This is a genomic window from Collinsella sp. HCP3S3_E5 (genome assembly GCF_052067635.1).
GTDB lineage: Bacteria > Actinomycetota > Coriobacteriia > Coriobacteriales > Coriobacteriaceae > Collinsella.
On the sequence record NZ_JBQHQF010000011.1, the window covers coordinates 27765 to 49912 of the forward strand.

17 protein-coding genes are annotated in these 22148 nt (G+C 58.6%); 1 reads left to right on the forward strand and 16 read right to left on the reverse strand.

From position 1 onward, the window contains the following. Positions 1-64: 64 nt before the first annotated feature. A complete protein-coding gene (locus tag ACTM82_RS04850; RefSeq protein ID WP_441054735.1) occupies positions 65-1039 on the reverse strand; it encodes a nucleoside hydrolase in 975 nt (324 codons plus the stop codon). Positions 1040-1043: 4 nt separating this feature from the next. After that, the gene (locus tag ACTM82_RS04855) at positions 1044-2039 is read right to left on the reverse strand and encodes a ribokinase (RefSeq protein ID WP_441054737.1); all 996 of its coding nucleotides are present in this window, start codon (positions 2037-2039) and stop codon (positions 1044-1046) included. Positions 2040-2225: 186 nt separating this feature from the next. Between ACTM82_RS04855 and ACTM82_RS04860 the strand changes: the two genes are divergently transcribed. Further along, entirely contained in the window at positions 2226-4418 is a 2193-nt protein-coding gene (locus ACTM82_RS04860) for an acyltransferase family protein (RefSeq protein ID WP_441054739.1), read from the forward strand. A gap of 189 nt (positions 4419-4607) precedes the next feature. Here ACTM82_RS04860 and ACTM82_RS04865 read toward each other — a convergent pair whose 3' ends face one another. The 14 genes from ACTM82_RS04865 to ACTM82_RS04930 all read right to left on the reverse strand — a co-directional run bounded on the left by ACTM82_RS04865 (position 4608) and on the right by ACTM82_RS04930 (position 21596). After that, positions 4608-5804: an Nramp family divalent metal transporter gene (locus tag ACTM82_RS04865; RefSeq protein WP_427747655.1), complete on the reverse strand. Its 1197-nt coding sequence runs from the start codon at positions 5802-5804 to the stop codon at positions 4608-4610. A 74-nt stretch (positions 5805-5878) separates the two neighbouring features. Further along, positions 5879-7723, reverse strand: coding sequence for a magnesium transporter (locus tag ACTM82_RS04870; RefSeq protein WP_427718082.1), 1845 nt, complete (start codon positions 7721-7723; stop codon positions 5879-5881). Between the two features lie 320 nt (positions 7724-8043). Beyond that, a complete protein-coding gene (locus tag ACTM82_RS04875) occupies positions 8044-9450 on the reverse strand; it encodes a polysaccharide deacetylase family protein (protein WP_441054741.1) in 1407 nt (468 codons plus the stop codon). Between the two features lie 73 nt (positions 9451-9523). Continuing rightward, on the reverse strand, positions 9524-10279 hold the full coding sequence (locus ACTM82_RS04880) for a PRC-barrel domain containing protein (protein WP_441054743.1): 756 nt from the start codon (positions 10277-10279) through the stop codon (positions 9524-9526). Further along, positions 10279-10668, reverse strand: coding sequence for a YtxH domain-containing protein (locus tag ACTM82_RS04885; RefSeq protein ID WP_441054745.1), 390 nt, complete (start codon positions 10666-10668; stop codon positions 10279-10281). Before ACTM82_RS04885 ends, ACTM82_RS04880 begins: the two co-directional genes overlap by 1 nt. A gap of 136 nt (positions 10669-10804) precedes the next feature. Then, complete coding sequence (locus tag ACTM82_RS04890; protein ID WP_441054747.1) at positions 10805-11632, reverse strand: cyanophycin synthetase family protein; 828 nt, start codon at positions 11630-11632, stop codon at positions 10805-10807. Positions 11633-11656: 24 nt separating this feature from the next. Further along, positions 11657-13030, reverse strand: a complete 1374-nt coding sequence (locus ACTM82_RS04895; RefSeq protein ID WP_427793690.1) for a hemolysin family protein — start codon at positions 13028-13030, stop codon at positions 11657-11659. Positions 13031-13144: 114 nt separating this feature from the next. Next, entirely contained in the window at positions 13145-13828 is a 684-nt protein-coding gene (gene trhA, locus ACTM82_RS04900; RefSeq protein WP_441015314.1) for a PAQR family membrane homeostasis protein TrhA, read from the reverse strand. A gap of 851 nt (positions 13829-14679) precedes the next feature. After that, positions 14680-16098 (reverse strand): 6-phospho-beta-galactosidase, encoded by a 1419-nt coding sequence (gene lacG / locus ACTM82_RS04905; protein WP_441054749.1) that lies wholly within the window; start codon positions 16096-16098, stop codon positions 14680-14682. After that, the gene (locus tag ACTM82_RS04910) at positions 16095-17609 is read right to left on the reverse strand and encodes a glycoside hydrolase family 1 protein (protein ID WP_441054751.1); all 1515 of its coding nucleotides are present in this window, start codon (positions 17607-17609) and stop codon (positions 16095-16097) included. The genes lacG and ACTM82_RS04910 overlap by 4 nt, the downstream gene beginning before the upstream one ends. A gap of 2 nt (positions 17610-17611) precedes the next feature. Further along, the gene (locus tag ACTM82_RS04915; RefSeq protein ID WP_441054783.1) at positions 17612-18952 is read right to left on the reverse strand and encodes a PTS sugar transporter subunit IIC; all 1341 of its coding nucleotides are present in this window, start codon (positions 18950-18952) and stop codon (positions 17612-17614) included. A gap of 81 nt (positions 18953-19033) precedes the next feature. After that, on the reverse strand, positions 19034-19342 hold the full coding sequence (locus ACTM82_RS04920; RefSeq protein WP_441054753.1) for a PTS sugar transporter subunit IIB: 309 nt from the start codon (positions 19340-19342) through the stop codon (positions 19034-19036). A gap of 47 nt (positions 19343-19389) precedes the next feature. After that, the gene (locus ACTM82_RS04925; RefSeq protein WP_441054755.1) at positions 19390-19704 is read right to left on the reverse strand and encodes a PTS lactose/cellobiose transporter subunit IIA; all 315 of its coding nucleotides are present in this window, start codon (positions 19702-19704) and stop codon (positions 19390-19392) included. Between the two features lie 11 nt (positions 19705-19715). Continuing rightward, positions 19716-21596: a BglG family transcription antiterminator gene (locus ACTM82_RS04930; protein ID WP_441054757.1), complete on the reverse strand. Its 1881-nt coding sequence runs from the start codon at positions 21594-21596 to the stop codon at positions 19716-19718. Positions 21597-22148 lie beyond the last annotated feature (552 nt).

Consider the following 22148-nt stretch of genomic DNA (forward strand, 5'->3'; position numbering starts at 1 on the left):
TTTACTCGGTAGCTAAAAAAGCCCCGTCCCAAATTGACTACATGGGGCGGGGCACGGAAATCATCTAGCCAAGAACACGGGCCATGCGCGTCTTGAACTCGGACAGGAAGCGCGGGGCATCCACGGTCAGCGCCACAAGCGCGCTCTTGTCCGGATCGGACAGGCGATGCTCGTCGCAAATGGTGCGGCCGCGATACTCGCCCAGCAGATCAACACGCAGGTTGCAGCCGAGCGCACCCACGAGCGTGGGGTCGATCGCCACGGCGACGGCCAGCGGATCGTGCAGCGCACAACCACCCAGGTAGGGTGCGTTCATCTCGTACGAGCCAATGTAGTGCTCGACCATGCTCGCAAACGCGCAGCCGGCCATGGTGCCCGAGCCCGTCCAGCCGGCAATGTCGCGGCGTGTAAGCACCACGCGATGCGTCACGTCCAGACCCACCATGGTGAGCTTGCGGCCCGAGCGCAGCACGGCATCGGCCGCCTCGGGATCGCTTGCCATGTTGGCCTCGGCGCCCGCGCTCACGTTGCCGGGCACGGTCAGGGCGCCGCCCATCACCACCACGCGGCCGATAGACATCACCGCCGCCGCATCGCGCTCCAGGGCAAGCGCCAGGTTGGAGAGCGGGCCGGTCGCTACGTAGACCAGATCGGGACCATAAGTGCGCGCGGCATCGATTAGATAATCGACTGCAGCGTTGCCATCGACCGACGTCGCCCCCACCGGCTCGTAGGGCGACGCGGGCACGCTCGCGCCGCCGATGCCGTTCTTGCCGTGGATGAGCGCTGTGGACGCCGGCGGCGTATAGGGCTCAGTCGCCTGCAGAGGACGGTCGGCACCCAGGTACACCGGTACCTCGGGACGGCCCAACAAGTCGAGCACCGCCAGGCAGTTGCGCGCCGACTGGTCGACGCGCACGTTGCCAAAACACGTGGTAATGCCCACGAGCTCAACCTCGGGGCTCGCGATGGCATAGGCAAGCGCCATCGCATCGTCCACACCCATATCCAGATCAAGGATCAGCTTCTTGGTTGCCATTGTTCTACTCCGCTTCTCCGTCTTGTACTAAATCGTCTAAATCAAACACGCGCTCAACTTCGGCACGCGTGGGAATCGACTGCTGCGCGCCCAGGCGCGACACCGTCACTGCCGAGGCGCGAGCACCCGCGGCCATGCACTCAAAGAGCGGCAGGCCCTCCAGACGAGCCGCGGCAAGCGCACCGATAAACGTATCGCCCGCGGCCGTCGTATCGACCACCGCGCTCGAAAGCGCCGGCATGCGCAGCAGCTCGCCGTCGTCGCCGAGCGTAACCGAGCCGGCGCCGCCCAGCGTGATGACCGCGGCGCCGGCACCCTTGGCGAGCAAGGCATTGAGCGCCGCGACGCAGCTCGCATCGTCTGCAGGCAAGATGCCCGTCAGTACCTGGCACTCAGTCTCGTTGGGACAGACCAGGTCGACCGCAGGCCAGACCTCCGCAGGCACTTCGCAGGCTGGCGCTGGATTAAAGACCGTATAAAACCCCAGCTCGTGAGCGCAAGCAAGCGCCTCGGCCGTCGCTGCAAGGTCACATTCGCCCTGGGCGATAAAGACGCTTCCGGCAGCCGGGGCAATCTCGCTGGCGTTACTATCGAGCTCATCGGCCACCAGACGCCTCAGCGCTCGGGCAACGTCCTCGCCCGCAAGTGCATGGTTGGCGCCCGGCGATAGCACGATGCGGTTATCGCCCTCACAGCGAATGATGGTCGCCGTTCCCGTCTCCACGTCGTCGCGACGCGCCACAAAGTCACAGTCCACGCCAGCATCTTGGAGCCCCGCCACGAGCGACGAGCCAAACGCGTCGCGGCCGACCGCGCCGATCATGCGCGTGCGCGCGCCCATGCGCGCAGCTGCTACGGCCTGATTGGCGCCCTTGCCGCCGGCGTTGGTGATAAACCCGCTGCCGCCGACGGTCTCGCCCGCACGCGGCATGCGCTCGCACGCCACCGAAAGGTCCATGTTCATGCTGCCGAACACCGCAACGATGCCGCAATCTGCCATGAAAACCTCCTCGTCCGCGGGCTCTGCACCCGCTGTCGGCCGTCAATCGTGCACTCTCGCACCTCTATAACTTTAGTTCACTTTGATGTGGACGCGCGCTTGAGCTTACGCCAGCAGCAAGCATTCACAGGAGTAGGCGGCTACAATGAAAGCGTGCTGATTATTCTCGTCATTGGATGATGTTTTATGGAACAATTCCCGCGATCGAGCTCGCGCAGCTCACGCCATGCGAGCGATCAACAAGCGCCGCACGAACGTTCGCGCACTAACCGCCAAACCACCGAGCCGCGCCGCGCTGCAGGCTCCCATCGCTCGCCCGCCAACAAGGGCGCCCGCACCGACAGCGCCGCAAAAGAACAGGCGCCCACGCGTCCCAAATCTCGCTACATCCCCGCCCTCGACGGCCTTCGCACGCTCGCCGTTGTCGCGGTGGTGCTCTATCACCTCAACCTCACGTGGGCTCAGGGCGGCCTGCTCGGCGTCACGATCTTCTTTGTGCTCTCGGGATACTTGATCACGCGCCTGCTCCTCAACGAAATCGCAAAGACCGGTCGTATCGATCTCAAGAGCTTCTGGATCCGCCGCATCCGTCGCCTGTTCCCCGCCGTGGTAACCGTCGTGGTGGTGACCTGCGCACTGTGCACTGTCTTTAACCATGTGATGCTCACCAAGATGCGCCCCGACATCCTGCCGTCGCTGCTGTTCTTTAATAACTGGTGGCAGATCATGCAGGACGTTTCGTACTTTAACGCCCTGGGCGACCCCTCGCCGCTCACGCACTTTTGGTCGCTTGCCATCGAGGAACAGTTCTATCTTATTTGGCCGCCGCTGCTGCTCGCCATGGTGTCGGTGCACATGAGCAAGCCCAACACGCGCCGCGTGGTCCTGGGCCTCGCCGCCGTCTCCGCCGTCGCCATGATGGTGCTCTACAACCCCGCCACCGACCCCAGCCGCGTGTACTACGGCACCGACACCCGCGTGTTCTCGTTGCTGCTGGGCGCCTGGATGGCCTTTATCCCCGACCGCGACCTGGCGCCTGCGCGCCTTGTCCGCCATCTGGGGCTCGACCGACTGGCCGGCGCCGCCAAGCACGGCAAGTCAAAGAGCGACACCGCCGAGGCCGCCACGACAAAGCCAAGTGAGCTCGCACGCTTTTGGTCCTCCCCCGCATCCATCGATTTGATGGGCGTCGTTGGCCTGGTCGGACTCGCCGCCATGGTCGCGCTCACCAACGGCTATACCGCGTTTCAGTATCGCGGAGGCACGCTGCTGTGCTCCATCCTCACACTGATGGTTATCGCGGCATGCGTGCAGCCCCAGGGCATGGTCGCACGGGCCTTGGCCGCCGAGCCGCTCGTATGGATCGGCAAGCGCTCCTACAGCATCTACCTGTGGCATTATCCGCTGCTGCTCCTCATGAACCCGGTCGCCAACATTAACGACACGCCCTGGTGGCACTACATTTTGCAGGTGTTGTTGGTGGTCGCCGTGGCCGAGTGCTCCTATCGCTTTATCGAAACGCCGTTTAGGAAGGGCGCTTTTGGGCGCACTGTTTCCGAGCTCCGCGACGGCACCACCACGCCCGCCGGCTGGGTGCGCGCACATGTCCCCACCTGCGCCGTTTGCTCCGTCGCGCTTGTTGTGGCGCTGGGCGGCCTGGTCTTTGTGCCCGACACATCCGCGCTGAGCGGCAAGGGCGCCGAAATCCTAAACAAGGAGGCCAAAAATGCAAAGCCTCAAGATCAACAGGCGGCCGATGACACCGACAAAGATGACGACGGCTTCCCCGACGGAGCCTACGACCTGCTAATGATTGGCGACTCCGTGTCCCTGCGCGCCGTCGATGCCTTTGACGGCGTGTTCCCGCACAGCCACATCGATGCCGAAAAGGGCCGCCAGTTTGATGCGGGCCGCGCGACATTTGAGGGCTATATCCAGCAGAACCTTGCCGGCAAGATCGTGGTCTTTGCCCTGGGCACCAACGGTTTGGTAACGGACGCCCAGGTCGACGCGATCATGGCCGACGCCGGTGATCAGCGTATTGTCGTGTTTGTAAACACGCGCAGCCCGCAGCCGTGGGTCGGGTCCACGAACCAGGCCATCGCCAACGCCGCTACGCGCTACAAGAATGTACGCGTTATCGACTGGTACGGGCACAGCGCCAACCGCAACGACCTGTTCGATGGCGACGGCACGCATCTTTCGACCGCCGGCGTGACCGAGTACCTTAAGCTCATCCACAATGCCGTCAAGAAGGACCTACCCGTGCACCCCGAGGACCACGTTAACGATCCGCAGCCGGCGGCTGTCAAATCCGCTGCCGAGGCACTCGTCAACGCCCTCGCCTACAAACCGCACAAGCTAGGCACCGACAAGTAACGCACCGCCAAATCTGCTTACAATCCGGCACTTGGGACCACTTCCGCGACTTACAAAGCCGCCTCTGGGCTGTTAATTCACCCCAGAGGCGGCTTTATAGCTGCACATCGGTATATAACTAGCACCCTATAGCAGACAAAAACAGGCCGCAGCCCATGGCGGCGGCCTGTTTAGAGTCCAAGAGAGGTGCTACGCGCTGTAGCCCATCGCTTGCAGAACAAACATAACGACCGTCAGCACCGTAATAACGCCGATAGTCGCCCAAGTGAGCACATTCCACACACGGCCGTTGCGGTTGGCACCCATAATGTGTCGATCGGCGGCAATAACCACCTGGAACACCAGAACCACGGGCAGCAACACGCCGTTGATGACCTGCGAGGTCATCATAATCTGGAACAGGTCGACGCCGGGCATGAGCACCAGCACGGCAGAAATGCCAATGATTGCCGTAATGATGCCGCGATAGACCGGGGCCTCGTCCCAGCTGCGATCGGCACCGCGTTCCCAGCCAAACGCCTCGCAGATAGCGCTGGACGTAACGCCCGGCAGCACACAGGCGGCCAAGAAGCTCGCCGCGACCAGGCCCGAGGCAAACAGCACCGTGGACCACTGGCCCGCAATGGGCTCCAGCGCGCGGGCAGCGTCTGCAGCATCGCTAATCTGAATGCCCGCGGGGAACAATACCGTACCGGTCGTGATGATAATAAAACCGGCAATGACATCGGCGGCAATCGAGCCGCTCACGGTATCGATGCGCTGCAACACGATATCGTCCTCGCCCGCATTCTTATCGACCACGTTGTTCTGTGCCAAGAAAATCATCCAGGGCGCGATGGTGGTACCGATCGTCGCGACCACAAGCGACACGTAGCTGGGGTCATTTTGAATGTTGGGTACAACCAGATCGACCGCCACCTCGCCCCAACTGGGACCAGCCATAATTGCAGCGACAATGTAGGTCACAAACACGCAGCTCACCAGCAACAGAATCTTCTCGATGCGCTGGAAGCTACCCGACATGGTAAGCATCCAAACCATCAGCGCCACAAGCGGCACCGAGATGCTCGCCGGCACGCCAAAGAGGGCAAGGCCGCTCGCGATACCCGCAAACTCCGAAATGGTCACGGCTGTGTTGGCAATCAGCAGCGCCGCCATGGCCAGCACGCTCTTGCGCACGCCAAAGCGCTCGCGAATGAGCGAGGCCAGGCCCTTGCCCGTCACGCAGCCGCAACGTGCCGCGGTCTCCTGCGTCACGATGAGCAGCACGGTCATGACGGGAAGCATCCAGAGCATCTTGTAGCCATAGCTGGCACCGGCGCTGGAATACGTGGCGATGCCGCCGGCGTCATTGCCCGAAAGCGCCGCCAGAAGGCCAGGACCCATGGCACCAAAGATGGCTGCGATGGTCAGCTTTTGCTTGGTGCCCTGCTTTTGCTTGCTATTTTGCACGCGACCACCTAACCCATGACCGACATAGTGAGCAGCACCGCAGCGGCACAGTACGCCACGCACGAGATCATGACGGCAATGACGTTCATGGCGGTACCCGACGTATTGAGGTCGTGCTCGTCGCGCCAGAACAGCACCATCAGGTAAATCACAGCGCTCATGTTGCCAATCAGGCAGACGATGGCCGCGATGTTAAAGCAGCCGGTAAAGAGCTGCTCCTCAAGCATGGGCGCGTCGGGGAACGCCGTGGTGCGCACCAGCTGAGCGCACAGGTAGGTCACGAGCGACAGGATCAGGCCCATGCCCGTGCTCTGGAAGAAGAATCCCAGATACGGCTTGGGCTCATCGTCATGGCCGTCGTACTCCAGGAAGTAGTTCTTGACGAACGACACCATACGCGAGGCAGCCAGCAGCACGAGCGGCATGGCGCACATGGGGAACACCACCAGATGCGCGGAGCCCAGCGCCGTCCCCAGCACTGCCGCCATGATGCACGAGGCAATGCCCCACACGACAACCCAGTACTGGCGATGCACAAACCAGCTGAGCACATTCGTCGAGTCGTCGGACGCGCTATCGCCCGAGCCGACGCCTGCGATCTGCAGGTCCTCCTGGTGCTCCTCGGCGATAACGTCCATGGCGTCGTCGAAGGTCACAATGCCCAAGATGTGGCGGTTCTCATCGCAGACGGGGATGGCGACCAGGTCGTACTTGGTCATCTCATCCGTTACGTCTTCCTGGTCCTCGTCGGGCGACACATAAACCAGGTCGCGGTAGGCCAGCTGGCCCAGCGTGGCGTCGCGGTCGGCCACGATCAACGTGCGCAGCGAGAGCACGCCGGTCAGCATACCGCTCGGATCCTCGGTATAGACGTAGTAGACGCTTTCGAAATCCTCGTCGAGCTTGCGGATCGCCTCGATGGCGTCACCGACCGTCGCCGTGGCAGGCAGGGAGACAAACTCCGAGGTCATAATGCGGCCGGCAGTGTTTTCCTCATAGCCCAGCAGGTTACGAATCGCCTTCTCCTCCTGAACGCCCATCAGGCGCAGGAGCTTCTCGGCCTTCTCGTAATCGAGCTCGTCGATCAGGTCGGCGGCGTCGTCCGGGTCCATCATGGCCAGCATCGACGACGCATCCGTGTCGGACAGGCCCTCGAGCATCTCGGTCATGAGCTCGTCGTCATCGAACTCCGAGATGGCCTCGGCGGCCTGGGCGGTGTCGAGCTGCGCGAACACCTGCGCGCGCAGGCGAGGATCGAGCTGCTCGATAATGTCGGCAATGTCGGCAGGATGCAGCTCGCCGAGCGTCTTATGCGACACCGACAGCTGGATGTTCTTAGTCGAGCGATCGAGCAGGTCCATGTAGGACCAGGCGATGATGTCCTCGCCGAGCGGTTTGCCCAGGTGCTTCATAAAGCCCTCGACGACATGTTCAAGAGCGGGGCTGATTGCACGCAGCAGACCGCGGGCACCGACTTCGGCACCCAGCAGGCGCAGCTGATTTTCGCCCGACATGGAAAACTTGATGTCGTTTACGCGCACGACCTTCATGCCCTGCGTGTCGACGATTTGTTTATTGAGCACGTCGCGCGCGAGCAAGAGTTCGGTCGGCTGCAGGTACGAAAAACGGATTTCGGTGGCCGACGTCTTAAGGTATACGCCCGTCTCGTCGATACGGTCGACCCATTTTCGCCAGCTGATCATAAACGGCGTCTTGCCGGGACCGCGGAACGCGAGCGACGTCACGTGCGGAAAAACTTCGCCGGTAGCAATGCCAAAATCGTTCACAACGCCGAGCTTTTCGCCATCGACGTCCAAGACCGGCAGCTTGAGCATCTCACTCAGATAATTCACTGGTGCTCCCCATCATTATTCCTTCGGACCGTGGCCATGCCGGCACGCCATCCGTGGACTTTTAGATATGTATACGCATGCGCGGGCGGCACACCGCTCGGCGCTCACACCCCGTGCATGCGCAAGAAGCACCTGCAAGGGGTCATCGACTGTATGGTCGAGGTTTGGATTTCACCTGCAACCTTTCTCTTGACCCTTGTTATCCGCAGTAACTATAGCATCAGCATCGCGCCGTGACGCCAAATTTATGCTCCAAACATCGCAGGCATATCAAACGCTGACGTATCCGTGACATAGTCGTTTAAGAACGTCCCCCATGACTAGTCTGCGGTGTCGTTATCTTCGGCGAGCTGGGGAAACACGGCGTTCTTGGGCATGGAAGTCTTCGTTAGCGAGGTGAGTTTTTTGCTCAGCGACGTATCCGTCTTCACCAAATCGCTCAGCGTCACGATCTTGTAGCCCTTGGCGACAAGGCCATCGATGATCTGCGGCAGCGCTTCGAGCGTCTGTTCGGAGCACTCGTCGCTATCGGTGAACAAAACAATGTTGCCCGGAGTCACCGATTCGAGCACTGTCGAAACCTGTTCGTCGGCGCCGTTGAGCAGCCAGTCGCCCGAATCGACATTCCACGAGACCACGGCAGACACCAGGTCCATCGCATCGATCCAGTTTTGCTCGTCAAACGCGGCGTAGGGAGCACGCAGCAACATCGTCTCGACGCCGGTCGCCGACTTAATCGCCTCGGTGCCCTTCGAGATCTGCTTGCGCACCGCCTCGCGATCCCTGCCCTTGAGCGAATCATCGCTGTAGCTGTTGGAGCCGATCTCGCATCCGGCATCGACAATCGCTTTGGCAGTAGCGGGCGAGGCTTCCGCAGCATCGCCCGAAAGGAAGAACGTCGCCGTGACGCCCTTTTCCTTGAGCACCTGCAAGACCTGCTTGGTCGCGCCGCTCGGACCCTCGTCAAATGTCAGGGCCACGTACTTTTCGTTGCCCTTGGGCGCTACGCTCGCGCACTCGACTACGCAGTCGGTGGCGGGCACGACCTCGCCGCGGTCCTGCGTCTTGCCCGACTGTTCGCCGACCCATACCTCGGAGCGGCCCTGAACGCCCCAGGTTTTAACGTATTCGATAGCGCCCGTGCCCTCGACCTTCAACTTGGGCTCAATGGTCGTGACCTGGACCTCGTGCTTCTCGTACGTGTCGCGGCCGTCTTTGACCGTCACTTTCTCGCCGCCCGTTAGCTCGCGGCTATTCCACTTGCCCTGCTTCACCCGTTTGCCGTCCACCTTCACCGACAGCTTTTCGCCGCCACGGCGGGTAAGCACGCTATCGTCGACAGCCAACAAGTCGCCGGCATCGTAGGTGTCGGTCAGGCCTTGATCATCGATAAGGTTCTGCAACGTGGAGCCCACGCGCACCGAAGCCTGCTCCCCATTGAGCACAATGTCCACGCTGCGATTGACATAGCCCACGACGGCAGCGATAAACAGCACGAGCGCACAGCCGACAGCGATGAGCGCATAGGGCAGGCGGGACGGTCGGCGCGGTGAGCGCCCGTTGCCGATGCGCGCGCTGCGATCGCTAAACCCACGGCTATGGTTGAGGTACATCGCGCCGGGTTTACGGCGACGTCGACGCTGACCGCTGGGCAGCTGCCCCAGGTCGCGTCGCGCCGTCGGACGCGCACCCGAGCGCCCGTTTAAGTTAGATCCGTTTTGGCGCATGTGCCCTCCCCCATAAACACAGCGAGCCGGAGCAACATGTCTCCGGCTCGCCCCCCCGTCATTTGGTACGTCGCTATTTGCTAGCTTTTGACGAGCCCCCGCTCGCCTTTTGATATTCGTCCTTAAAGGCCTTGAACATACCGCGCGTCTTGCCGAGCTGCTTGCCCAGTGCGCGACTGCCCTTGTCCACGGCGACCGATCCCTTGTCATCGAGCACCTTGGCGCCCTTCTTGACCTTATCGCCCACCACGACACTGGCCTCGGCAGCCTTGGCGGCCGCGCCACCCGAATACCCGAGCGACTTGACCTCGTCCGAGACAATCATCGCGCCGTTCTCGTAGCCGCGCAGCATCGTCGGCGGCATCTGTGTGTCGCCCACCAGCACACTCGAGGCAGTGCCGGCGGTCACGTAGAACGTCTGCACGATACCCGAACGCGGCTTGAACTCAACGTCCGAGCAGTAGCCCACGACATCGCCCGATTCCGTGCGCACGTCCATGCCAACCCAGATGATGCAGTCGTCCAGGTTGATATCGAGGCGCTTGGCCGCGGCGGCATCGTAGGTGCCCTTGACGTCGTCGACCACGACAGCACCCTCATAGACGCCGATGGCATCGAGCGCCACAAATCGATCGGGGCGCTCGATCATGCCCGCGATATCGGACTGGCGAACCATAAAGCCCACCACGCGCGTACCGCCCGGGGTAAAGACCGGAAAGTGAATCTTGCCGAGCTTTTTGGGGCTGCGCGGCGTGCCGTCCTTTTTGGTGCGCTTGTCTTCGGCAGGCTTACGATAAACCTTGACGCCGACAAAATCCCCTGCGCGCATTATGCCTCGGTCGAGGGCTCCGTGGCCTCGGTGTCGGCCTCAGTGACGTTCTCGACCACGACGTCGGCAGCGGGCGTCACCTTGCCGCCCGAGATGGCGTCGTTGAGCTGCTCGCGAAGCTGGTCCATGCGCTCGCGGGCCAGGTCGACCTTGGCGCGCAGGTCATCGGTCTTGGCGTCGACCATCGGACCAAAGTCGTTGACCGCGGCACGAGCCTCCTCGGCACCGTGCTCGTAGGTGTCGCGCATGTTGTCCCAGGCATCGTTGGCGATATCGGCGGCCATGGCACGGGTCTCGGCACCCGAGCGCGGGGCCAGAGCAACGCCGATGATAGCGCCGGCGGCAGCGCCAAAGAGCGCACCGGAGACAAAGCTGAAAGTCTTTCCCATGATCATTCCTCTCCTGCGGGCACCTCGATGCCCACCGTTTGAATGCTGTCCATTATACCCGCAGCGCAACACTTGCCGTCGCGCACATCTGCGTACGGTAAAAGCGCAGGTACATGATAGTGATAAGCGAGTGATCCTACTCCTGCGGCATGGCAGGCATGGCCACCGTGGCCGCCGGGTCCTCGCCGGCGCCATCAACGAGCGGAAGCGCACCTTCCTGTGCGGGGCCTGCCGGAACCGTCGCCGCGCCACCGTAGACGGCAGCGGGGGCCTCGTGGCTCTCGGCGGTCGCGCCCTCGGTATCGATTGCCTCCTGCAGCTCATCGTCAAAGCTCGGAACACCCTGGGTCTCCACGGGCTCGGACTCAACAGCTTCCTCAGCAGCTGCCTCGACGCCGGGTTCGGAATCGGCAGGAGCCTCGCCTTCGGCCCCGTCCTCGGCGTTTGCGGCGGCGATGGCCTCGTGCGGATCCTTGCCCTCGGCCTCGGCGCGCATACCCAGCACCAGGTTGCGCAGGCCCGCGACCGTGCCCTCCACGTCAGGGGCAGGCTGGTCGGCGTGCAGATAGGCCCAGTCCATCATAAAGGTCGCCGAAGACAGCGCGCCGATGGCCAGCGCGTCATCGGGGCATGAAAGCTCAACCTCAAAGACACGCTCATCGTGCTCGCTTACGCGGGTACGGCCGCACGAAATGCTGCCGGCGAGACCGGTCTCGTTCATGAGCTCCACTGTCACGTGCTCAAGCAGATGGCAAAGCTCGGTCTGGCCCATGCAGTCCTGGAATTCACGACCGGAATCGCCTAGGCACAGGTGCTTGGCAATCGCGGGCACCAGGTAGTACACGCGCGCCGTGGCCTCGATGTCCTCCGAGGTCATGAGCGGCATGCCGGGGTTCACCAGCACATGCGCGCAGATCTTGTCCTCGCTGACGGTGACCTTAAGGATGTTGAACAGGCCTGCCATAACTCTCCCCTACTCTTCCTTGCCCTACTCGTCGCCGTCGTGCGGGTCCGCAGAGCCCGCGCCCGGCGTCGCCGGCTTATCTGCCGAGGACTCGGAATCCTTCTTATCGGTTTCGGCCGGAGCGATCACGCGAATAAGCGAGATGCGCTGGCCACGCATCGACTGCACCTTGAACTTGTACCCTGCAACCTCAAACACCTCTCCGATGTCGGGCACCGAGTCGCAAAGTTCCAAAATCCAGCCGGCGATGGTCTCATAATCATCGCTTTCCTCGAGCGGCCAACCAAGCTCAATCGCATCATCGCACGAAAAACGCCCATCGACGAGCCACTCACGGCGCGAAAGACGCGTGAGGTACTTGTTGTCAGGGTCGAACTCATCCTCGATCTCGCCCACGATCTCCTCGACGATGTCCTCGATGGTAATGATGCCGGCCGTGCCGCCGTACTCGTCCACGACCACCACGATCTGGTCGTGCGAAGTCTGCATCTCGGACAGCAGCGGCAGGATGTCCTTGGTGTCGGGCACAAAGGTGGCGTCGCGCAAATAACCGGCGATGGGCTGGTCGCCCTCGCCGTCGAGCGAGGGCTGAATCAGGTCCTTAATGTGCGCGATGCCCGCCACGTTGTCGGGATCTTCGTGATAGACGGGGATGCGGCTAAAGCCGGTCTGGCGCATAGTGGACAGCACGTCGGCGACCGTCTCGTCGTCCTCGCACATGGTGGTGTCCACGCGCGGCACCATGACCTCGCGGGCAACGGTATCGCCCAGGTCGAAGATCTCGTGGATCATACGCTTTTCCTCGTCGAGCAGGTCGTCCTGCTCCGAGACCATGTACTTAATCTCTTCCTCCGAGACGTTTTGGCGATCGTCGGCGCTCTTGATGCGCAGGATGCGGGCCAGACCATCGGAGCAAGCACCAGTCAGCCACACGAGCGGACGGGCAATCTTTTGGAAAAACGACAGCGGCCCCACGACCTGCTTGGACACGCCTTCGGCATTGGCCAGACCAATGCGCTTGGGCACAAGCTCGCCAATCACGATGGACACGAAGGCAACCGCAACGGTGATGATGACCGGTGCCAGTCCGCGCGCGATGGCAGAGAGCGGCGCGATGCCAAAGCTCATGAGCCACGTGGCGAGCGGGTCGGACAGGCTCGTCGAAGCAACGGCGGACGAGGCAAAGCCCACGAGCGTGATGGCGACCTGGATGGTGGCGAGCAGCTGGTCGGAGTCGGCAGCCAGCTTAACGGCACGCTCGGCGCGTTTGTCGCCTTCCTCGGCCTCGTGCTCCAGCACGGCGCGCTTTGCCGTGGTGAGCGCCATCTCGGACATAGAGAAGTAGCCGTTGATGAGGGTCAAAACGAGGGTGGTGATAAGGGAGATGGTTATGTCCATCGGGAGTTTCTCGAACCTCCAAGATTCGGGACGTTAGGTAGTAAGCGTAGATAACGGATAGGGCAGTTGCGTCCGGCGGCCGCTTGGATGGGTCCGCAGGCACAGACGTGATCGCTAGATTACGAAGAGGATCACCGCCATGAACTGGAAGATACTGCCGGCGAGCACCCACAAGTGAAACACACTGTGCAGGTAGCGCACGTTTTTAGCGATGTAGAACGGCACGCCCACGGTGTAGCACACGCCGCCGACAGCGAGCAGGGCAAGTGCCACGGGGTTGAGCAGCGACACGAGCTCGGGCAGCTTAAAGACAACGAGCCAGCCCATCAGCAGGTAGACCAGGCCGCTTACCCAGTGCGGTTGACGCTCGCGCATAAAGCACTCGAGGGCGATGCCGATAATGGCGATGGCCCATACGGCAAAGAACAGCATAGGGCCGCCGTCGTTTGCCAGTGTGATGAGGCAAAACGGCGTATAGCTGCCGGCTATGAGCAGGTAGATGCAGCTGTGGTCGATGATGCGAAACACGCGCTTGGCGCGCGCGGGCTGAATCGCGTGGTAGAGCGTAGAGGCTAGGTATTCGAGGATAATACTGACACCATAGACAATCGCCGCGGCCATGTGGGCTGGGCCTCCGCCGCGAAGAGCGGCAAATACGATCAGGAGCACCAGGCCCGCGATGCCCAGCAGGCAACCGACACCATGGGTGACGGAGTTCATGATCTCCTCACCCACCGTGTAATGTGGAACGGCCGCGGCCTTGGGTCGCGGCTTGGAACTGTCGCTCGAATCGGACATGCCGGTTACATCCTCCAAGTAAATAGTTCTCAACACTATATCAAAGCGTCTGGGTACGTGCGAAATTTGCACCATACGTGACCCCTTGTTTACCCATTCTTTGCTTGTTGACGCATCAACGGCGAACAATCATGGTTGATTACAGCGCTGGAGGACCGTTTTGGCTCCCGCCTTCGGAAGTATGCGGCAAAATCTGGAACTTCCGGCCAGACCGCAGTTTTACCAACAATTTATCAGGGGTTTTATTGCCAAAAAATGTCGTGTGCTCGGCGGTCTCGAAATTTGCCGCATACTTCCGGAAAACCGCCCGCGAGCGCTGTACTCACGGGCGGCTTTTACTAAATGACAAGCTAGGACATATGCAGCCACACAGCCTAACTATTTTTGGAGGCGCGATGCCCGGCCGGTCGTCTTGCGGGTCGTGGACCATGTACCAACTGTTTTTGTAATGGCGAATCTCGCGGGCAGTGTCGTTTTTGAGAACCACACGACAAGATTCGCAAACATGGTCGTTTCCCATCGCCCAGGAGCGCGGAGTGTACGATTCGATCTCTTTGAATGGATAGACGGCGCCGTCGTACCACTTGATGCCCCAGGGGACGTACTCGCCGTCGGGACGGCATTCGACCAGGGCCGTGACTAGGCGGATGGTTTTAGCGTCTGCGGACAAAGGCACCTCCCGTGCAATACGAACTTGTGTTCTATTATTGCAAGGGAGGCTTGTTGGGGCTGCGGGTTCTTCGGCGTACCGCGGTAATCTGGAGGTCCTGAATCAGATCAGGCAGGGAATGGTTACGCGAAGCTAGACCGAAGAAATTCACAAGGTATCGGTGATAAGGTCATCACCGGCTCTAGTCAATAGTGCTTGCGATCTCCTTCGACCATAGGGCACTCTTCTTGATGACACGACGTTGTGTCTCGAAATCGATATAGAAAAGGCCGTAGCGTTTGTTGTATCCATTCGACCAAGAGAATTGATCCTGGAGAGACCAAACGAAATAACCTCTCACGTCTACGCCGTCTTCACGAGCTTTCAGGAGAGCATCCAAATGCTGATCGATGAAGTCGATCCTATCATCGTCATCGACGAAAGCGCCGGCTGCGTCCAACACGTCTTTGCTGCCAAGGCCGTTTTCCGTAATGTAAATTGCGGGATGAGCGGGATAGTTCGCATCGACCTGTCGAAGAATGTCGTACAGACCTTGCGGGTAGATATTCCAATCCCAGTCGGTCGTCGGAACATCAGGGTTCTTGACAAGTTCCGCAATGCCCTTCATGCGGAGGGTCGTCGTTCCCTTTTCGCCGGTCGCGTTGTACTTGGAACGATTTTCACCTGCATAGGCCTGTACGAACTGCGGCTGATAGTAATTGATACCGAGGTAGTCGTTGAGACCAACAGCCGCCTGCATCTCATCGTAATCTCCGTCTTCTACTGAGAACGAAGCCTCCTGCACCCCACATATCTCCTCAATGAGCGCGCTGGTGCGATCCGTGAGTTTGCCGAAGAACGTTAAATCAAGCAGGAACCTATTCAGATAGGCATCCCAAAGCTCGGCGGCATGTCGGTTGTCGGGTGTATCAACGATTGGATACACGGGCTTAAGCGCGTGTATGACTCCAATGCGTCCTCGATGTCCGCCTTCCTTGAAAGCCTTGACAACGCGAGCGTGGGCAAGCGCCATGTTATGCATAGCTTGGAAAGACGACGAGAAATTGAACAGATCGGCTGGGGGGAATTCAGCTACAACATATTGGAAAAACGCCAGGCTAATCGGTTCATTGATCGTGAACCACTGGGAGACCTCTGTGAACTCCTCGAAGCAGAACTGTGCGTAGTTTACGAAGGAATCGATATTGGCGCGATTCAGCCAATCTCCCCGACTGAACATTCCGATTGGGGAATCGAGGTGATGTAGCGTTACGTACGGCTCGATTCCATGTTTGCGGCATTCAGCGAACAACTCGTGATAATACTTGACGCCCACGGGATTCGGGTCACCATCAGTATTCGGAAACACGCGTGCCCAGGAAATCGAGATGCGCAGCGCCTTGATGCCATGCTCGGCAGCGAGGCGGATGTCTTCTGGGTATCGGTGATAGAAGTCGCTTGCGGGATCAGGCAGGAAACGGCCCTTCGAAACGAGAAAATCGTCCCACATGGTCTTCCCCATGCCGTCTTTGCCCGTCGACCCCTCTACCTGGTAGGCGGCAGTGGCGGCCCCCCATACAAACCCCTCGGGCAACCGCTTGACGCGCTTGAGCAGCGTCATCGTTCATCTCCTCCATCCTCAAGGAACAAGCTGGCACCGTTTGTCTCGATCACTTTCCGATACCAGTAAAAGCTCTTCTTCTTGGTGCGATCGTAGGTACCTTTTCCGTCATCATCTAGATCGACATAGATGAAGCCGTAGCGCTTTGACATCTGATTCGTCGACGTCGACACGACGTCTATGCAACCCCATGAGGTGTATCCCATGACCTCGACGCCATCGTCAATCGCCTCCGCGATAGCCCGGATATGACGGCGGAAATAATCGATGCGGTAGTCGTCGTTGATGGAGCCGTCCTCCTCGACAACGTCACGGGCACCCAGGCCGTTCTCGACTATGAACAGCGGCTTTTGGTACCGATCGTACATATCGACAAGGGCGTAGCGCAGGCCATCGGGATCGATCTGCCAACCCCATTCGGAAACATCGAGATAGGGGTTCTTAACGCCCGTAGCCAGATTGCCGCATACCTTTTCTCGGTCATCCGCATCAACAGAATCGACGAGCGACATGTAGTAGCTGAAGGAGACGAAGTCCGCCGGATAGCACCGCAGAATCTCTTCATCACCCTGCTCGAATCTGACATCGATGCCATGCTTGTCCCAGTAGTCGAATATGAATGCTGGATATGCTCCACGGGCCTGAACATCGGAGTAGAAGTAGTTCTCGCGATTCGATCTCTGGGAAAGCAACATGTTCTTAGGATTGCAATTCTCAGGATAGGTTAGGGTCCGCGTGATCATACATCCCATCAAGGCATCAGGATCGATCTCGTGTAGCTCTTTCGTCGCGAGTGCGGCTGCGACAAATTGATGGTGGACGGCTTGGTATATCACCTCTTCGAGGTTGGCATCGGCGAAACGGTCTGGAACGATCCCCGCGGTCACGTAAGGGTGCCTGAAAATCGAGTCGATCTCGTTGAACGTGATCCAATACTTCACAAGGCCCTTATATCGCTCGAAGCACACGCGCGCGAAACGGGCGAAAAGGTCGACAAGACGGCGGTCGTACCACCCTTGATAGTGGTCTGAAAGATACAGCGGCATATCATAATGATGGAGCGTTACAAGCGGCTCGATTCCATGTTCGCGCATTGTTTTGAACATGTCCTCGTAGAACGAAAGCCCGGCCTCGTTCGGCTCTTCCTCATTGCCCATGGGAAAGATTCGAGCCCATTGAATGGACACGCGCAGGCACTTGAAGCCCATCTCGGCGAATAGAGCGATGTCCTCGCGATAACGATGGTAAAAATCAATGCCGTGTCGTTTCGGATACATAAGCTCGTCATCCGTTTGCATCGCCTGGGCGATCTCCTCGGATGTAATTCCATGCTGGGCGCTGTAATCGCTTGGGTCGATGCCGGGTTTATAGCGGGAAACATCCGCGACGGTAGGGCCCTTGCCCCCTTCTCGCCAAGCGCCCTCGCATTGGCACCCGGCGATGGCGCCGCCCCAAAGGAAACCTTCGGGGAAGGGAGACTCGAGATGATGGAAAGCGATACTGGTGTCCATGGCTAATTGACTCCGCAGGTAGCGTCGACTTCTGCTTCCTCGAGGGCAGCAGCGTCCTGTTCTTTCTTCTTCTCCTGCTCCAGCTTGGCCTGGCGGTTGGAGATGAGCACAAATGGGACCCAAATCGCAGTCGTGACGGCGATGCAGATGATTTGCACCACAACACCCTGCCAACCGTGGCTGATGAAGGGAGAGATCAGAACAGGGAGACCCAAGGGCACGTCAACGGTATTGCACGGCAGGAATCCGATGTTCGTGGCGAACATGGCAATCGCGGTCGAGATGGGCGATGTGATGGCAAGGGGGATCGCGAACGTCGGATTAAGCACGACGGGCAGGCCGAAGTAGACGGGCTCGGGGATACCGCAAATGGTCGAGGGAAGTCCGAACTTCGCGACCTCACGATAATCGTCGCGTTTTGAGAACAGCATGATCGCGATGATGAGGGAAAGGATGCAGCCCGCTCCACCGGGGACCACGAAGTTCATCCAGAAGCCGTAGGTGACCGGCTGATCGGGCACTGCGCCAGAGCTGGCGGCAGCGATATTCGCCGCGATGGCGGCGGCCATCAGAGGATTGCGGATGGGCGAGATGACCAAGCCGCCGTGAATTCCCAACACCCAGAAGATCTGCGAGATGAGAACCACGAGAACGATACCGACAGGGCTCTGGAACATGATCTCCAGAGGGGTCTGCAGGAACGTATAGATAAAATCGTTTACATACGTACCCGTCAGGCTCTTGAATGCGATTCCGAAAATCGAGGAGCAGAGCAGCGTAATCAGAATCGGAAGCAGGACGTTGAAGGAAGTCGCGATCGCGGGAGGCACCGAGTCGGGCATCTTGATCTTGATGCGATCGATCTTCGTCAGCTTGCCGAACAGCTGAGAGTAGACGACGGCGCTGATCATGCCGATGAACAGCCCCTGAGCGCCCAAGATGCCCGTTACCAGTCCAGACACCGTCGTTCCATCGGGACCCGGTATGACGTTGGGCACCATGCTGATGTATGCTGCGATGCACACGATGCCCGTGATATGCTCGGGGACTTTGTCTCGGCGGGCGAGATTGGTCGCTACCAGGAAAATGATAGGAACCGTCATAAACGACATCGTGCAGTAATTCAGAAGCGTGAACGCCGGACCGAGAGCCGTCAGTGACGGAATCCACTGAGCGAGCCCACTTGTCGGTGATGCGATCAGGTTATTCAACAGTGATCCGAGAGAACCGACGATTACAAAAGGCAGAAAGGTTGTGAACGCGTTCTTTATGCTTGCGAGATACTTGTTGTCATCAACCTTTTCCGCAACAATAAGAATTGCATCCTCAAATTTGTGTGACATTGCCACAGAAAGCACCTTCTTTCACGAAATGGCGTGTTGCGTCCGCCGGTAGTGCCAGCTGCCGGCGGGTCATTTTTTTAGCTACTTGGACGACGCCACCAAATCCTCAGCTTGCTTGAGAACCGCCGCTCCGTCACAGCGTCCATAGGAGACGGGATCGATAACGCCAACCGGAGCACGCCCTTCAACAATCTTCGTCACTTTGCGTAAAATATGACGTACTTGTGGACCAAGCATCAAGACATCGAAATTACCCAGCTCATCGGAAATCTGGCCCTGCTCAACAGCCCAGATTTTATAGTCCTTACCCTGGGCCTTAGCAGCCTCCTGCATCTTGGTCACAACGAGTGATGTGCTCATTCCAGCACAGCAGGCAAGCATGATATTCATGTCTCTCTCCTTTGTTCTCACGCACTTGCGCACTTATGGACAAATGCTTAGTTAGTACCGTTCTTGTACAGATCGATGAATCGCTCGGCAAGATCGCTTGCGAGTATCGCCATCGTTAGATGGTCCTCTGCGTGCACCAAGATGATGTTCACCTCAACGGAGTTGCCGTTTGCTTCATCGCGTATAAGGTTGAACTGCACTTCATGGGCTGCATGCATCTCGTCCCGAGCCTCTTTAAGTTGGGCGTCGGCAGCTTCAAAATCGCCGTCGGCGGCAGAGTCGATCGCCATAAGGGCGGCAGACTTTGCGTTGCCGGCATGCAAGATAATCTGCATCGCATCCATATATTTATCCTCGTCCATTGTCCCTCCTCCTACAGATCGCAGTGTCCGTGCAATAGCTCCATCAGTGTCGAGAGACTCTGATGGCTGATCAGCGTGTCGATGTCGTGTTCACTGGTGAGCAGCTTGGCCGCGCGCTGATAAAAATCTTGGAGGTTTTTATCGCGCTTCTTGGATATGCTCAACAGAAAAACAACCTGGACATCATGAGTGTTCCAAGAAACAGGTTTATCAAGGATTCCGATGCATACGAACGTCTCATCCGTCACCGCCTCAAAGGGATGAGGAATGGCCACGCGATTTCCGAAAGATGTCTCAGCCAGTGATTCGCGCCTCAGTACCGAGGACTCAAATGAATCAGGGATTGGTTTAACGTCGGCGATTCGTTGACAGAGTTCAGAAATGACCTCTTCCTTGCTCTCGCAGTGCATGTGGGTGAAAAACAGATCCTCAGAAAAGAACGAGTCGATGACGTCATCCTGAATGCCACTGTTCAGGATGTGCTGAACGTTACCGATTTCACTCTCGTCGAGAAAAGCGCTCACGTGGAAGACAGGTATATCGAGCTTCTGTCGAATCGGCACAGTGGTAAAGACATAGTCGATATTGTGCAGGCTTGCCGCGTTGAGACTTCCGGCGTCACAGGTCCTAATCGTTCCGAGCATGCCTCCAAAAGCACTTCGGTATTGATACTCCAGCAGATGCGCGCTACCGGCACCCGATGCGCAAACAATCAGGATGTTCTTCTTGCTCTGTCCGTTTTTCTGTCGCTCAAGTGCGAGAGCGAACGCAAGGGCGATATACCCTATCTCCTCCTCAGAAGGTTTTTGCCGATACTTATCGACCAGCACGGAAGAGCTGTCCGACGCCATGGAATACGCCAATGGAAACCGTCTTTTTATATCGCCCAGCAGAGGATTGTCGAGATTCATATGGCACTTCAGTCGCACAGAAAGAGGAACGATATGGCGAGCCAGATTGAGGCACAGTTCGAAGTCTTCGCGAAAATCGAAACGGAATGATTCCCATACGCGCTCAATCATCTGGGCGGCAACACCCCAGGCTTCGCCTAAGATTTCGAAACCTTCATCATCCTTCCCGTCTGTATCGACAGTCTGTTTGCCAGCGAGATGAATTGCGATGTAGGCCACCTCTTCAACCGGCATCCCAATATCAAATTGAGCTGCCACTTTTCTCGCGATGGTCTCGGCTATGGCGTATTCGCGCCGCGTCTTAATATCCTTGATCTGAAGTTGTTCCATTGGCACATAGCAGTTGTTTCTTATGCGTTCGATTGCCACGGCGATATGAACAAGAAGATTCTGGTGTGCGACCGCATTGATATGGAATTCGTTTTGCTCAAGAGATTGATCGACACACTCTGCGATTTCAGCGAGGTCATCCCCGAAAGGAGCATCCATTGCAAGGCTTGCCAAACAAAGACGGTGCATAAACTCGGGACCGATGACTCGAATCCCGTGTCTTGGCTTTCTTTCGATCTGCAGCCCGAAACGGCCGATATAGTCCTCGGCGGCCTTGAGATCATTCGAAATCGTCACCCTTGAAACATATAAGGTGTCGGCAAGGCGGTCTAGTGTGACCCACCCGTTTCGATAGAGCAGTTCATTTAAAATGAAACGAATTCGACCCCTAGACGTGTCTGGCAGGGCATGGATACTATCAGCGTCGGCTTTGATAATCCCGTTGAACGCGTCGTTATCGCGAATCGATAACTCATATCCCTCGCCGCGTTTCATATCTATGCGCGCCGCATCATGGAAAAGCTGGTTCAGCTGAGAGATATACGTACGGATGGTACGAGTGCTCACCCCAAGTATCCGGGATAAATCACTTGCAGGAACCGACGGGCTACGCCTGAGCTCCTGAATGATGCACAACAACTTATCGTCCACGGTTCCTCCTCTCGCTATTGATAATAGGAAGGAACGTTACGCGATTCCACAAAGGATATTTCCTTCCAAACGGAAGATGTCCTTATGATTGAGTAGGCGTGTATGCAAGACAAAATGCCCAAGCAGCTCTCCAGCACGGCGCATCCAGTTATACGCCATACCCATGCTTTGCAAGAAAGCGCGCCACCAAATGCGCCCAACATAGGTGCCACCTTGTCGATATTCCCGGAAAGATGGATCGTCCCGGCTGGTAAACCTGATGCTTTATACGGTATGCGTCAGTATATCTAGCGCGCAACAACTTTCCGTGCATAGGCCGGCGGCACCCTGACACCATCCGGGAGATCTGACTGACGGACAGATATTGGGAATTGACATTCGGGGGCCACTTTTCGCGAGCCTTGTTATCGGCGAGGACCACGCGCCAGGATTCGCAAGCGCGATCGTTTCCCAACGCCCAGGAACGGGGTTTGTATGACTCGATTTCTTTGAAGGGATAGACAGTGCCGTCGTACCACTTGATGCCCCAGGGAGCGTATTCTCCGTCGGGGC